The following is a 16,157-nucleotide window of genomic DNA, read 5'->3' on the forward strand; positions in this document are numbered from 1 at the left end:
TTGCACAACTTTTAACTTTTTCATATCATGAGATTCTTCCTCAAATCTTCTGTAGTTTTACTTTTGCTACTTACACAAATCACTTTTTCTCAGGAAATTCAAACTAAGTTACCAGATACTATTTCTCATTGGGAAAAGAAAAATGTGGTTGGTTTGGATATTAGTCAAATTGCTTTTATGAATTGGAATGCTGGAGGAAATAGTTCGGTTTCTGGTTTGTTGAAAGGTAATTTTATTAGAAAATACAATACAGACAATGTTAGATGGGTTAATGAGATGATTTTTAGATATGGTGTGAATAAACAAGATGGTGTAGAACTCAGAAAAACAGATGATGCTTTTCAATTAAATTCTACTTTTGGTTATAGATATGACACTATTTCAAATTGGTATCATTCTGCAAAGTTTAATTTCAATACACAGTTTACCAATGGATATTCTTATCCTAATACTGATAAAGCTATTTCAAAACCTTTTGCGCCGGCTTATATTTTTCTAGGAATTGGAGCTGAGTATTCCAATAAAGAAAAAAAGATTAATGTATATATTTCCCCATTAACTCAAAAAACGACTTTAGTTTTAGCTCAAGAATTGGCCGATCAAGGTGCTTTTGGAGTAAACAAAGCTATTTATGATGGAAATGGAAATTTGATTAGTCAAGGCAAAAAATCTAGAACAGAACTAGGATTTTTAGTTACAAGCGGTTACAAAAAAGAAGTTTTTAAGAACATAATAGTTGAAAACAGATTGAATTTATATTCAGATTATATAAACAGGTTTGGTAATATTGACGTGGATTGGCAAATGCAATTTGATTTAGTCGTAAATAAGTATGTTAGGGCTAATATTGGAGCGCATTTAATATATGATGATGATATCAAAGCAAAAGAAGAAATAGATAATGTTCAAGTTACAGTCGGTCCAAAAGTTCAATTAAAACAAATGTTGGGAATAGGAATAATTTATAATTTTATATAAATAAAAAAGGCTTTCAAATTAATGAAAGCCTTTTTTTTATTTATAACTATTATTTAGTTTTTAATAATTTTTTGAGTGAAGTTAACATTGTCACCATTCACTTTTAAAATGTACATTCCAGATTGTAAATTGTTTAAGTTTAATGATTTCTCAGTATTGAAATCTTCATTTTTATATTCACTTACTATTCTACCATTGATATCAATAACCTGAATGTTTACTTTTCCAACGTAGTTGTTGATTCTTACATTAAGTAATCCATTTGTTGGATTTGGATAAATTCTGAATAATTCGTTGTTTTCAAAATAATCAACGCTTAAAGTACAGTTTGGGCCTGGCGCAAAAGCTGTAAAATCTTCAACTTGATCATTACAATTTTGATTACTTCCAGCAGACGCATTTAAACCAACACCTCTTCTTCTGAAAACTTCGGCAATTAAGCAATAATCTTGTCCTCCAGTTGTCGCTTGATCAGCTGCAAATAAAGCGTCTCTTGCTGAAATAACTGTTGGGCTACATGGTTGTAATTTAAGTCCATCAAGAACTAATCTCATTACTTTATTATTACCACCTGTTCCAGTATATTTATTATCATCATATCCATATTTTTGAATATAAGCCCAGTTTAAATCCCAAAGAACTGTTGCCCAAAAATCACCATTTACATATCTGTATGAAGTATTGGCAGGGTCTGATGGTATCGGAGAATTTGAATCTGCATACGTTAATGGGTTTATAGACATATCAGTAGAATATGGATATGATCTTAAACCATTACCAGTAGTTGGTTCACTCAATACGAAAGTTGCTAATCCTTTTGGTGTAGTACCTACATCACCTGGTTTAATTTGCATCATCATTGCAAACCAATCTGACCACCCTTCTCCCATTTGGTCATAATTTTGAAGACAACTTGAGTTTAATCTACCACCTGCTAACCTATTAGATATACCATGACCAAATTCATGACTAATGATACCATTATCAAAATCGCCATCAGAGTTTACGAAAGCTTGCTTTTGTAATTTAATTGTAACAGGACCATTTTGCATTTCAGCAATAATAGTTTCTCCAACTTCTTGTGTTACAAAAACAGCTGGAATTGTAATGTTAATATCCGCTCCACTCATTGTAACAAGTTGATTTGAAACATTGTTTATAACAATTACAGCAATAGCACCGGCATTTTGAGCATTAAGCACTTTTGATACAAATGTGCAATCTCCTCTTCTTAATATCACTATTTTACCATCAAGAGCTGCTGCATTCGATGCTGGAGTGCAAGCTATTGATGTAGAGGGATCGGCATCTAGATATAAAGCAACCTCTGTTTGTATAAAGTCTGGAGCTGAGGGAACAGGAATATTTCCCGGATCGAAACCATTATCAGCCGAATAATAATCTCCTGCAATTGAAGATGGAGACAGAACAAATAATGATTTTGGGCCATAGTTCCATAAGAACATTTGCATTCTTGGTCTAGAGCCATCAACAGGAGTTGAAAAATTAGCATTATTTGTAGCTGGTGTAGCTACTTGTGAGCCATCTTGTGCATCACCCCAAACTGCATCTGAAGCAGATCCACCACTAATGTAGTTTGTTTGTTGGAAGTTTCCATTCGGCTCATTAAATCCATATTGATACCAAACGTCATGTAAAACATTTATCATATAAAACAAATTGGTAGTTGCTGCGCTAATATAAGTGTCTGCGCTTACAGTTGTTCCTGGATAAGGAAAATCAAAACTTAATGCGGCACCACCATCAGGTGCAAAACCACTATTTGCCGGATTTGTATTGTGTGATGTTGGGTTTACACTTGTAAAATCTGCTCTAGCCCATGTATTGTTACCTCTAGTGTATGTGTATTTTAAACTTGCCGTGTTTCCAGTAATAGTATTTGTATCATGCCATCCTTTTGGAGAAGCAGTTGCATTTTCTGGATTTGTAACTAATTGTCTTGCAGTATGGTTTGGACTTTCAAAGTTGAAAGGAATAACTCTGTAAGAACCACCTTGTACTTGAAGAGGATTAGCTAAACTTTCATCTTTAAATAAATTTTTGTAAAATGAAAAATCAGAAGAACCATGTTTGTGTCCTTTGTGGTTTTCAAAATTACATGAAATAACTAAGTCGTTTTTCTGAAGAATAGTTCCTGTAACAGCATCAATTCTCATATTCCAAAGATGTTTGTAATCTTGAGTGTAAAATGAAAAGTCCCAAGCTAATCTTAAAGTTTCGCCCATTGGTTGATAAACAAGTTTAGCAGTTATATGATCTTCTGTTAAGTTTCCATTATAAATTTTGAATTCATTGTTGCTAATAGTTTCAATGATTTGATTATTTGAATTTGATTGATTAACTGATTCAAATGCTTTGTTAAGGGCATTTAATACAGATAATGAAGGTGAAGTTGTGTTAACTTTTTGCACAACATTTGAAATAAACACTCCAGTAGAGTTGATTACTTCATCATTCTTAATCCAAATGTTTGAAACAGAGTTGAAGATTTCAATTCCTTGATGTCTTTGTTTAATCCAATAAGTATCAATCTTGGTTGATTCTGAATTACCTATACTTTCAATTGTCCAATCACTTATGTCTTGTGATGTAAGATTAAATTTTGCTTTATTTCTGTCTAAATAGCTTTGAATTTTCACTCTGTTTTCTTGTGAAAAACTCAAAATTGTAAACAAAATCATCAATAGTGATGTAATTCTTTTCATATGATTAAATTTTATTTTTTAGAGGTAACATATGGTATCGCCTTTTTTACTCATTGGTGTTTGTTTTCAACAAACTTGTTGTTAGTAGGGATTTCATATTTAAATATTAATAGTTTTATTAGTGCATATGTATCACTATTTTTATGGGTGTTTGGATTCGCAAACTCGAGTTTATGGCGATTTCATAATTAAAGTTTGTAGTTTTTTGTGAAACAAATCTAATTTTATTTTCATCTAAAATCAACTATTTTGATTGAAAATCAAAATTTTAACTATTGTTAGAGGCTATTATTTGATTGAATAATACTGCATTTCCATCGGTTAACATCGAAATGAAATGGCAAATGTGTAATAATCGTTCGTATAATGTTTCTTTTTCAATGTGATGTTTTTCGGGTAAAATCTTTAATAATAGCTTATCATAATTGGTAGCTTTTCCTTCATAATTATTATTGTAAGCCGTTATGAATTTGTCTAACAAATTATTAATCATCTGATAACCTGATAGTTCTTTCTCAATTACTTCGCGACTTTGATAAATGTTTTTCACACTTAATTTAATGATATCATCAATTTGTGCTTTGTATTTACTTTTATCTGTTAATGCATATGGGAATTCACCTTTCAGAATTGCTTCTTCATTTTCTATAAATATACGAACGGCATCATTAATTAGATTTCCAATAGCTAAAGCACGCAAATAACTTATTCTGTCTTCCTTAGTAGTAAGCGTTTGATATTTATTAGTATCAATAGTATCTTTTACTAATTTGATTAAATATTCTAATGCATAATCTTCTGAAACTAATCCGAGATTTATTCCGTCTTCAAAATCAATTATAGTATAACAAATATCATCTGCGGCTTCCACTAGATAGGCGAGAGGATGTCTTTCATAACCAATATCATTTCCCGATTTGTTTGGAATTAATCCTAATTCATCGGCCACTTCTTTGAAAAATTCTTTGTCAGTTTGAAAGAAACCATATTTTTTATCCGCAATATTGGAAGTTGGTTTTTTAGGTAAACTTTCCTTAGGATATTTCATAAATGCTCCTAAAACCGCATAAGTCAATCGAATGCTTCCTTCTATTCCAGGTCGTGAGCTTGTTAAAACAGAAAATCCATTAGCATTTCCTTCAAAATCTATTAAATCTTGCCATTCTTTATCGGTAAGTTGTTCTTTAAATTTTTGACCTTTTCCTATAGAAAAATATTCACCGATAGCTTTTTCACCTGAATGCCCAAAAGGTGGATTTCCAATATCATGTGCTAGGGAAGCTGCAGCAACAATGGCTCCAAAATCATTAGCTTGATAACCATGAATTTCTTGTAAATGAGGATATTTTTCAATGATTTTCTTCCCAACTAATCGTCCTATAGAACGTCCAACTACTGAAACTTCTAAACTGTGCGTCAATCGGGTATGAACAAAATCGGTTTTCGATAGCGGAATGACTTGCGTTTTATCTTGTAAACTTCTAAAAGCTGATGAAAAGATAATTCTATCGTAGTCAACTTCAAAGCCCAAACGTGTGTCGTCTTGTTCTATTCGTAGTCGTTTTCCTTTGTCGCCTTGACGTTTTAAAGATAAAAGTTGTTCCCAGTTCATCATATAATATTAGATTTATGATTTTAGATATTAGATATTTTTTTTCATGCAAATGCTAGTCTCAACACCTTGATATTGCCCGAAGTTTTCAATGATTTTGTAACCAAGTTTTTGATATAAATAGATAGCGTCTTTTTGCATGTGACCTGTTTCTAATAATGCATTTTTATAATTTTCTTCTTTTGCCCAAGATTCTAATTCTGTTAAAACTTTAGTTGCAATTCCTTTTCCACGATGTTCAGGTAAAGTAAACATTCTTTTCATTTCGGCAGTTTCAGCATCATATTCTTTGTAAGCACCAATTGCAATTGAAATTTCATTTTCATAGACAATCAATGCATTTTTCAACAAACTTGACTTATTAAATTGTGCATAAAAAGCATGATCTTCACCATCTAAAACTGCTAAATAAGCATCCAATTGAACAACAAGTTTTTCAAAATCGGGATTATCAGAGGTTGTTCTTTTGATGGTAAGCATTGCAATTATTTTTTATCATTAGCCAAAAAGAAATGACGCGATTTTTTTGGATATTGATTGTAACTTTTATCACTCGGATTAGCAATAACCGATTTGATATTGATTTCGTCTCCTAATTTAAAATCCTTTACAACCATTTGATAATCTAATAAATATTCGCCACAGAAGTAGTTTCCGTTTTCGTCTTTTTCTATAATTCCTGTGTAAACTCCTTTTTCTTTTGACATGGTATTTTTATTTGATTTCAAAGATAATTAAAAAACAAAACAGCCATCGAGTTGATGACTGTTTAAGTTTATTAATTAAAATTATTTTTTATATTTAGCTATAATTTCTTTAATTACTTCGCTTGTTAACTCGTATCCTTTTTGTTGTGGCCAACCTTCCCATCTGACAATTCCATCTGGATCAATTAAAACACAATGAGGAATTCCTTTTACTACATAACTATTATTTAATCTTTTGCTAGTGTCAATTGCGCTGTAATATTCAATTTTAGGATTGATTTGTGTTAAGACCTTTTCTTTAGTTTCGTCACTTATTCCTATCACAATTAAATCTTTTTCAAATTCTTTTTGAAATGCGTTTAGTTCAGGAATTGCTTTTTTACAAGGTCCACACCAAGTTGCCCAAAAATCTATTAATACAAATTTCCCTTTCATTTCAGGTTTATCAGAAATCCACTCTTCAACGACAAAAGCTGGTGCTTTTTTATCTTGAAACGATTTAGCCCAAAGCCTTTTTTCTTGAGCTTCCGAAATTAGACTGAAAAACAAGAATAATATAATTGTGATTTTTTTCATTTACTTGTTTTTTACGAACCACACATTTCACAATCGTCCGGACCAGCATTTTTTGCCATTTCAATCATAGCTCTGTATTCTTCGGCAGTCATTTCAACCGGTTCGTTTAGTACAGCAATAGGTTGTAATGGTTCTGTGATAGCTTTTATTTCAGCTGCAGGTTGCTCTTGAACTTCAATTGGTTCTGCTTTTTTATCATTATTTAATGTAAACTTGATGGCATCAACCGCAGCTTTTGTTCTTAAGTAATACATTCCTGTTTTTAAACCTGATTTCCATGCGTAGAAATGCATCGAAGTCAATTTAGCATAATTAGCATCTTGCATAAACAAGTTCAACGATTGCGATTGGTCAATAAAGTAACCTCTTTGACGGCTCATATCGATGATGTCTTTCATAGACATTTCCCAAACGGTTTTGTAAAGTTCTTTCAAATCTTGTGGTACAGATTCTATATTTTGAACCGAACCATTGTGACGCATAATTTCTTGCTTCAAGGTTTCGTTCCACAATCCTCTTTCTACTAAATCGTTTAGTAAATGTTTATTTACCACAATGAATTCTCCAGAAAGTACTCTTCTTGTATAAATATTAGAAGTGTAAGGTTCAAAAGCTTCGTTGTTTCCAAGAATTTGAGATGTTGAAGCCGTTGGCATTGGCGCTACTAACAATGAGTTTCTAACACCATTTGCTAAAACTTCTTTTCTCAAACCTGCCCAATCCCATCTTCCAGAAAGTTCTTCGTCTTTAATATTCCATAAATTATGTTGGAATTCACCTTTAGAAATCGGCGAACCTTCATAAGAAGAATAAGGTCCTTCTTGTTTAGCTAATTCCATAGAAGCAGTTACTGCTGCAAAGTATAATGTTTCAAAAATATCTTGATTCAATTGTTTTGCTTCGTCACTTGTAAATGGCATTCTCATCATGATAAAAGCATCTGCCAAACCTTGAACACCAAGGCCAACAGGACGATGGCGCATGTTAGAGTTTTCAGCTTCTATTACTGGATAGTAATTTCTGTCGATTACTTTATTTAAGTTTCTTGTTACACGTTTAGTTACATTGAAAAGTAACTCGTGATTGAATTTTCCGTTTTCAACAAACATTGGTAATGAAATAGAAGCCAAGTTACAAACTGCAACTTCATCTGCAGAAGTATATTCCATAATTTCAGTACATAAGTTAGACGAACGAATAGTTCCCAAATTCTTTTGGTTCGATTTTCTGTTCGCTGCATCCTTGTACAACATATATGGTGTTCCAGTTTCAATTTGTGATTCTAAGATTTTTTCCCAAAGTTCACGCGCTTTTACTGTTTTTCTTCCTTTTCCTTGTGCTTCATACGAAGTATATAATGCTTCAAATTCGTCACCATAAACATTGTCTAATCCTGGACATTCGTTTGGACACATTAAAGTCCAAGTTGAATCTGCTTCTACACGTTTCATGAACAAATCTGATGTCCACATTGCGAAGAATAAATCTCTAGCACGCATTTCTTCTTTTCCTGTATTTTTTTTCAAATCCAAGAAATCGAAAATATCGGCATGCCAAGTTTCTAGGTAAATCGCAAAACTTCCTTTACGTTTTCCTCCACCTTGATCTACATAACGTGCAGTATCATTGAATACTCTCAACATCGGAACAATTCCGTTTGAAGTTCCATTTGTACCACGAATATAAGAACCAGTTGCACGAACATTGTGAATAGCTAATCCAATTCCACCAGCTGATTGCGAAATTTTTGCCGTTTGTTTCAACGTATCGTAAATTCCATCAATGCTATCATCTTTCATAGTTAATAAGAAACATGATGACATTTGAGGTTTTGGAGTTCCTGCATTAAACAATGTAGGCGTTGCGTGCGTAAAGAATTTTTTCGACATCAAATCGTAAGTTTCAATAACTGATTCAAGGTCGTTTAAGTGAATTCCAACAGAAACACGCATCAACATGTGTTGTGGTCTTTCGACAATTTTTCCATTGATTTTTAACAAATACGAACGCTCTAGAGTTTTGAAACCAAAGTAATCGTAGTTGAAATCACGGTTATATATAATGTGAGAATTTAAAAATTCTGAATTTTCTTGAATTACATTGTGAACTTCTTCCGAAAGCAATGGCGCTTCTTGATTGGTTCTTGGATTTACATAATGATACATTTCATTCATCGTTTCAGAGAATGATTTGTTGGTGTTTTTATGTAAATTTGATATTGCGATTCTTGCTGCTAATTGAGCGTAATCAGGATGCGAAATCGTCATTGACGCTGCTGTTTCTGCTGCAAGATTATCTAATTCTGACGTAGTTACTCCATCATACAATCCTTCAATCACACGCATGGCTACTTTTACAGCATCTACTCTGTCATTTAAACCATAACATAGTTTTTTAATTCTATCGGTGATTTTATCAAACATTACCGGCTCTTTGTGGCCATCTCTTTTTACTACGTACATAAGTTTTAAGTTTTTGTGAAATAGAAAATCCCTTCGCTATTTCGGGTTATTTGTAATCGTTTTTTGTTTTGCCACGAAGTCGCTAAGTCACAAAGTTTTTTTAGTTTTTTAAAAGAATATAATTATAGACTCTACAAATCCTTAATTTTCTTTGTGTCTTGGCGTCTTTGTGGCTAATTTTTCCGTGACTTATAATTAAAAATCAGCGTCGAAACTAATTTTACTTGATTCAGAATCAGAATTCATTACACCTGCTTTTTGGTATTCAGCTACACGTTTTTCAAAGAAATTAGTTTTTCCTTGAAGTGAAATCATATCCATAAAATCGAATGGGTTGGAAGAGTTATAAACTCTATCGCAACCTAATTCTACTAATAATCTATCGGTAACAAATTCTAAATATTGTGTCATCAAAGTAGCGTTCATTCCAATCAAACTTGCAGGAAGTGATTCGGTGATGAATTTTCTTTCGATGTTTAAAGCGTCAGTTAAAATTTCTGTGATTCTTGCTTTAGGAACTTTATTTACTAAATGATGGTTGTGTAAATGCACAGCAAAATCACAATGCATTCCTTCGTCACGAGAAATTAATTCGTTAGAAAAAGTCAAACCTGGCATTAAACCACGTTTTTTCAACCAGAAAATTGAACAAAAAGAACCTGAGAAGAAAATTCCTTCTACAGCTGCAAAAGCAATCAATCTTTCTGCAAAAGAATCTGACTCTATCCATTTTAAAGCCCATTCTGCTTTGTCTTTAATGGCAGGAAAAGTTTCGATGGCATGAAAAAGTTCGTGTTTTTCTGCTTCATCTTTTACATAAGTATCTATCAATAACGAATAAGTTTCGCTGTGAATGTTTTCCATCATGATTTGAAATCCGTAGAAAAATTTTGCTTCAGGATATTGTACTTCGCTTACAAAGTTTTCTGCAAGGTTTTCGTTTACAATTCCATCAGATGCTGCGAAGAACGCAAGAATGTGTTTGATAAAGTACTTTTCATCAGCATTCAATTTATTGTTCCAGTCGTTCAAATCGGTATGCAAATCAATTTCTTCTGCAGTCCAAATACACGCTTCTTGCTTTTTATACCATTCCCAAATATCTTGGTGCTTGATAGGGAAAATTACGAAACGATCTTTATTTTCTTGAAGAATTGGCTCTATGAAAGACATAATTTTGATATTTTTTTAAGGTTTTTTTAACTTATTTCGTCTGTTACAAAGATTGTCAATTTTAAATGAAAATGAAAGCCAAACTTATTCACAATCGGCTTTAGTTTTTAACAATGTGTAGGAATACTACTAATTTTTACTTTTTCATAACTATTTGTTTAACAATAGTTTACAAACGTCAAAAAATGAAAAAACCCCTAAAAATAAGGGATTTATAAATTTTTACGATAAGTTTTCGTAATGTTTTTGAAAGGAAATTTTAAGTAAAAAATTAAACAAAAAATGCAACTTTCGATAGGTTGAAAGTTGCATTTTTAAATTTTCTAAGAATAGAAAGATTTACTCTTCTTGCTCAGCATCAATATACGTTTTGTTTCCGTTTTTATTGATGTAATATTTTCCACCTCTTGGTCCAGTGAATACTTTTTTACCTTTATATTTTCCAGTTACTTTATCAGCAACTTTTTTCTCTGCAGTTTTAGAAGCTGCAGTTTCTTTCATATCTTCTTTTTCTTCAGCTGCAGTTTTTTTAACTTTAGCTGCAGTTTTATTTGCAGTAGCTTTTGCTTTTCCTTCAGTAGCTTTCGCTTTTCCAGTTGCAGAAGCTTTAGTTTCTTTAGCTTTTGACTCAGCATCTTTGAAACGTTTGTCTACAGTTCCGTCTTTTTTAAGTTTTGTAGCTTTTTCTTCTGTTTCTTTTTTAGCTTTTGAAGTTTTAGCTTTTGCGTCTTTTGTAGTTTTAGTTGCTTTTTCTTCTACTTCTTTTTTAGCTTTAGAAGTTTTTGCTTTAGCATCTTTTTCTGTTTTTTTAGCTGCTTTTTCTGCATCTTTCTTAGCTTTAGCTTTCTCTTCTTTTAGTTTATCAGCTTTTTCTTTTTTAGCTTTTACTGCTTTTTCAGTTTTAGCTTTAGTTTTTGATGCTTTTTCTTTTACATCTTGTGCAAAAGTTGTGTTCGAGAAAATAAACACTAAGCATAATAAAATTAGTTTTTTCATTGTGAATTCTTAATTAGGTTATTAAAGTTTAAAATTAACGAATTAATTCTAAACAACAATTATTCCAATATTATTTTTTTGATGTAGAACTATGTTTACACTAAAAGAATGCTCTCAATTGAACATTTCCAGTATGAATAGCATTGCTAGTATCAGATTTTCGTCCTTGATAGTTAATGTTGATGTCCAAATATTGGGTTAGATTTTTCTGCAAAAGTAAGCGCCAAGTACTATTTTTTCCGGGTTGCAAACCTTCAAGCATTTGAAAAGCAACAGGTGAAAGTGCGTTTCCAATGAACTCATTGTTATAAAGCGAGAATTCTCCATTGGCTGTAAATTTATTGTCGCTTGAATAATTAAACGAAATTCCGAAGCGTTGTTGTTTTAAAGATTCAAGTAAGTTTATGATGTTTTCTTTGTTTTTGTATTCATAAAAAAGCGACAAACTTTTATTGTTCGAAAATAAATAGGAGATTTTGGGTTCTAAAGCATAAGAATTCAATTCAAAGTTTCGTGTGGCATAATTATCTGAAATACTTTCGGAGTTTGAAACAGAAGAATCCAAATTAAATAACCAACTTTTTTTCACTAAATGTGCATATTGCAACTGATTGGATTGTGTTGTGTTTTCTTGTGAACCGATAGACAACAACGTTTTTACTCGTCCATTTAAATGAGTGTATGTTAATGAGTGACGTTGCTTGCCTCGATTATAAAACAAACTATTTCTAAAATTGGTGTTGAGTCCAAGTAAATTATCTTCGCTAGTTGAAAACGGATTTAGATTAAAATTATCAGTATCGCGTTGGATTTTTCTGTCTAATGAAAATGAAGTTTGGTTATAAAAATAGGAGAGTAGTTTCTTGAAACCTTTATTGTTAATCCATTTAGATGGACTTAAAGTTACCGATTGTGAAAATTTATTTTGATGTGTTTTTACAAAAATTTGATTTGGAAGAAAAACACGAACATACTTGGCTTGATCAGGAAAAGCAGCTATTTCAAACTCTTGTAGCTCTTGAATTCCGTTGTTGTTGTAATCATTCCACATGTAAACTCCTTGTCCAGGATTGACTTCTAAATAAGTGAATTCCTGTTGAGCAATGGTTCCTGAAGCAGTTTCGTAGGCAACTGTGGTTTGAATTAACTGATTGAAAAAATTATCATTGTAAAGCAATCTAGAATTCAATGATGGTTCTGTTGGAATCGTTGCATCGGTATATTTTAATCTTCGATAATTTACAAAAAGCGATAAGTTAGTTTTCTTATTTTGAATTAATTTTGATTTCAAATAATAAGAATCAGAAGTATTTACTCGTTGCAAAATTCCTAATTGCAAACTGTCGTTTTTTCGATTCAAATAACCAATTTCAGCGTAAACTTTTGTACTATCACCACGACCAATAAACGCTCCATATTCAGAAAAACGTTGACTTAAAGTGGTGAATTGATTTGTGGCAACCAATTGTTCCTGATTGTCTTCAAGGTTAAAGCTTCCACCAATCCAATTCTTTTTAAAATGTAATTTTGCTCTTGTTTGATTTCGGATAAAGTCAGTATTTGAAATAGTCCCGGAGCTTTTCATGAAACTAGAATTTTGCTGAACAACTAATTTTTTATGTTTAAAACTTCCTTGAACAATATGTCGTGTTCCTGAAAAATTATCGGTAAAATCTAGTTTTTCAAGTTGATATTTAGCAAATCCTTTGGTTTTAAAATCAAAATTCAAACCTGAAACCAACAAACTTTGATTACCTGAAATAGTGGTTAAATTCCAATCCCGATTGAATTCTATATTGAATAATCGTTCAATAGTCTTGAAATTTTGTTGCACTAACTGATAATTAGCAAATGCATCAAGATTATATTTTCCTGAATAAAGTCTCTGTTTTCCATTGATTTTTGCTGCAATCCCTCTGTTGTTATTGTCATCAATGGTTGAATAAAGATTCAAATCGTTGTTGCTAACTCCGAGTTCAAAATCAATTGCGGTTTTTTCATTTGGTTTATAACTTCCTAAAATTGTAGCGATTTGAATTTTTGTTGGAGCAATCAATCGTGTTATCGGTTCATAATTTCCTTGTGGAATTCCGGCAATTGGAGCAACATATTCGTAGATTTTCCCAACGGCATTGTTGTTTGCTAAAACGTAATTTCCTAAGTTATTTCCAACCAATGAAAATCGTACATTATATAAGGTATCATTTGCATCATTTGAATATTGAAAAACTTCAACACCACCAATAATGACTTTTTCATACAAAACTTTATTTTCAGAATAAGAATCTTCGTAAGCTGATGGAGCAGTCATTAAATTGGAATCATCTCCAGCATTTTTGAGTACTTCAACTTGTTCACCAGATAAATTTTGTTGCAATGGTTGATTTTTTACATCATTTTCAGAATATAAAAATCCGCCAATAGACCATTTTTTTGTTTGATGATTCGCGCCACCATAGGTTACAAATCGAGTAAAATTTCTATCAGAATATTGGTATTCAATCACAATTCGCATTTCGGAAGTGATAGGAAACAGCGAAGTAAAGATTATTTCTCCTGCATTATAATCGATTATGTAATCGTTGTTTTCACCTCTCTTTAATAAAATTCCATTTACAAAAACGCGTTCTGAACCTGAAATTACTAAAACAAATAATTCTCCATTAGCACCACGCAATTTATATGGACCTTGATTTCCTTCTTGTCCAGTAAAGTTGCTTTTTGCATATTGACCACGAACAACTGCTCCAGAGGCAAAGACTTCAGTTTTATTTTGAGGTGTTCCAAAAGTGAATTTTGAAGATAATCCTTGAACTTTTTTGTTAAAATTTAAAAACTTAGATTGTCTGTTTTCAAGAAATAAATCACCAGCTCGAATACTCCATTTGTCTGAAAATAATTCGATAAATATTTGGTCAAATTCGTCTAAGGTTTGAGAATATCCGCCTGCTTGCAAAGGAATATTACTATCTTGTATAGAAGCACGAAGCGAAACTTTATTGGAAATTTTACCTGTAATTTGCAAATCAAGATTAGAATTTACTGTTGAATTTTGATTGTTACCAACTGTAATTCCACGAGTTATACTTCCCGAAGTATTTAATCCGTCAAAAGGTTTGAAGGTTTTTAGATTGTCTCTTTTTATGGTGTATAAATTTCCGGCTTCATTAGAAACCACTCGTTTATCGTCATAAATAGAATAGGTTTTGGTAAGAAATTCAGGAAACTTTAAATAACGAATGGTCAATGAATCTTGAGAAACGTAATTGTTTTTGAAAATCAATTTTGAGTTTTGAAAATCTACTTTATAATAGGAAGAGTCGATTTCGATTCCTTGTTTGTTAAGAATTTTAAAGAATGATTTATTGATGCTAACGTTATCAATAGCGATGGTGTCTTTAGAAAAAGCTATTTTTTTGTTTTTATACGGCGTCTCTATTTCCTGAGCAAAAATGCCCGAAAAACAGAACAATAGCATCCATAAAAAACTATTTTTTAACATAAATAAGATAACTCATAAATGTCAAAAGTAGTATTTATTATTGGAAAAAGTTGATTGTTTTATCCTGTTGACGAAGTAAATATCACATTAGATACTACCATAACGCTTTGTTTGATTTTCTAGTGTGATTCTTTGAGCCTCAGAATGACAAAATCGAAAAACTTACTCCTTAGTAACAATCTGCATCGTTTCTCTTGAAATTTGTTTTACTAAAACGGTTTTGTCTTTTTCTACCATTTCTGCTGCTTCTTTAGAGAAGTGACGAATGGTGTAAAGTGAAACATTTTCGTTGTAAGAAACTTTGAATTTCTTAGAAAGAATAGTTTTCAATTCGTTGAAATTTTCAAATTTATCTTCAATACAAATAGAAAAACTGATGGCTGTGTTTTGAATCAAACTTACTTTGATTTTATACTTATGTAAAAGTGCAAAAATTTCACTGATATTTTCTTCCATAATAAAAGAGAAATCTATGGAGGAAAGAGAAATTAATAACTGGTTTTTCTTTACAATGAAACAAGAAGTTTTTGGCTCCAAATCAGCACCTTTAGAAACCGAAGTTCCAGGTAATAAAGGATTTATAAAGGATTTTACAAAAAGCGGAATTTCTTTTTTCTGTAAAGGTTGCAACGTTTTTGGATGAATTACAGAAGCTCCATAAAATGCTAATTCTATTGCTTCACGATAAGAAATTTGATTCAACAAAATAGCATTTTCAAAATATCTTGGATCGGCATTCATTACTCCAGGAACGTCTTTCCAAATAGTTACGCTTTCCGCACTCAAGCAATAAGCAAAAATTGCAGCTGTATAATCGGAACCTTCACGACCTAAAGTTGTAGTAAAATTATTTTCGTCTGAACCTAAAAACCCTTGTGTAATGTTTAATGCTTTTTTCTTAATTCCTTTAGAAATTAATTTTTGAGTTTGCTCCCAATCTACATTGGCATCACGGTAAGTGGCATCGGTTTTGATGAAATTTCTAACATCAATCCAATTGTTTTTTAATCCTTGATGATTGAAATAATAGCTTACGATAGTAGTTGAAACAATTTCTCCATAACTAATTACTTGGTCGTAAACGAAGTTGTAATTTGGAGATTTATTACTTCTCAAGAAATATTCTAAATCGGCAAAATGACTATTTACAGCAAAGAAAACATCATGTTCTTCATCATCGAATAAGTCTAATAAAATTTGGTTGTGGTATTTTCTAACTTCTTGTAAAGATGCATGAAATTCGTTAGATTTTTCAAAATAATTTTTGATTACAATTTCCAAAGCATTGGTTGTTTTTCCCATTGCGGAAATTACGATTAAGACATCTTCATGACCTGTTTTTTGTAAAACATCAAAAACATTTTTTACACCATCAGCATCTTTCACTGATGCGCCACCAAATTTAAATATTCTCATTTTAATTTC

Annotated in this window: 11 protein-coding genes; 1 reads left to right on the forward strand and 10 read right to left on the reverse strand. The window is 31.6% G+C overall.

All coding sequences use genetic code 11. The features are described 5' to 3' along the window. Positions 1–27: 27 nt before the first annotated feature. Positions 28–978 carry a DUF3078 domain-containing protein gene (locus tag ACIQ06_RS00260; RefSeq protein WP_396142801.1) on the forward strand — a complete coding sequence of 317 codons (951 nt, stop codon included), beginning with the start codon at positions 28–30 and terminating at the stop codon, positions 976–978. 53 nt (positions 979–1,031) lie between these two features. Here the strand turns inward: ACIQ06_RS00260 and ACIQ06_RS00265 are convergent, their stop codons facing one another. From ACIQ06_RS00265 to ACIQ06_RS00310, 10 genes are all read right to left on the reverse strand, one after another. Then, entirely contained in the window at positions 1,032–3,704 is a 2,673-nt protein-coding gene (locus ACIQ06_RS00265; RefSeq protein WP_396142803.1) for a T9SS-dependent M36 family metallopeptidase, read from the reverse strand. A 268-nt stretch (positions 3,705–3,972) separates the two neighbouring features. Then, on the reverse strand, positions 3,973–5,316 hold the full coding sequence (locus tag ACIQ06_RS00270; RefSeq protein ID WP_396143142.1) for a deoxyguanosinetriphosphate triphosphohydrolase: 1,344 nt from the start codon (positions 5,314–5,316) through the stop codon (positions 3,973–3,975). 30 nt (positions 5,317–5,346) lie between these two features. Next, on the reverse strand, positions 5,347–5,796 hold the full coding sequence (locus ACIQ06_RS00275) for a GNAT family N-acetyltransferase (protein WP_396142806.1): 450 nt from the start codon (positions 5,794–5,796) through the stop codon (positions 5,347–5,349). Positions 5,797–5,801: 5 nt separating this feature from the next. Continuing rightward, entirely contained in the window at positions 5,802–6,023 is a 222-nt protein-coding gene (locus tag ACIQ06_RS00280; protein ID WP_396142808.1) for a hypothetical protein, read from the reverse strand. A gap of 81 nt (positions 6,024–6,104) precedes the next feature. Further along, positions 6,105–6,599, reverse strand: coding sequence for a TlpA family protein disulfide reductase (locus ACIQ06_RS00285; RefSeq protein WP_396142811.1), 495 nt, complete (start codon positions 6,597–6,599; stop codon positions 6,105–6,107). Between the two features lie 11 nt (positions 6,600–6,610). Next, positions 6,611–9,061, reverse strand: coding sequence for a ribonucleoside-diphosphate reductase subunit alpha (locus ACIQ06_RS00290; protein ID WP_396142813.1), 2,451 nt, complete (start codon positions 9,059–9,061; stop codon positions 6,611–6,613). Between the two features lie 195 nt (positions 9,062–9,256). Beyond that, on the reverse strand, positions 9,257–10,234 hold the full coding sequence (locus ACIQ06_RS00295; protein ID WP_396142815.1) for a ribonucleotide-diphosphate reductase subunit beta: 978 nt from the start codon (positions 10,232–10,234) through the stop codon (positions 9,257–9,259). Between the two features lie 339 nt (positions 10,235–10,573). Continuing rightward, positions 10,574–11,230, reverse strand: a complete 657-nt coding sequence (locus ACIQ06_RS00300) for a hypothetical protein (protein WP_396142818.1) — start codon at positions 11,228–11,230, stop codon at positions 10,574–10,576. A gap of 100 nt (positions 11,231–11,330) precedes the next feature. Continuing rightward, a complete protein-coding gene (locus tag ACIQ06_RS00305) occupies positions 11,331–14,732 on the reverse strand; it encodes a hypothetical protein (RefSeq protein ID WP_396142821.1) in 3,402 nt (1,133 codons plus the stop codon). Positions 14,733–14,894: 162 nt separating this feature from the next. Further along, positions 14,895–16,148, reverse strand: coding sequence for an aspartate kinase (locus tag ACIQ06_RS00310; RefSeq protein WP_396142824.1), 1,254 nt, complete (start codon positions 16,146–16,148; stop codon positions 14,895–14,897). Between the last annotated feature and the right edge of the window lie 9 nt (positions 16,149–16,157).

Origin of the sequence: Flavobacterium sp. (assembly GCF_044341265.1) — a bacterium.
GTDB lineage: Bacteria > Bacteroidota > Bacteroidia > Flavobacteriales > Flavobacteriaceae > Flavobacterium.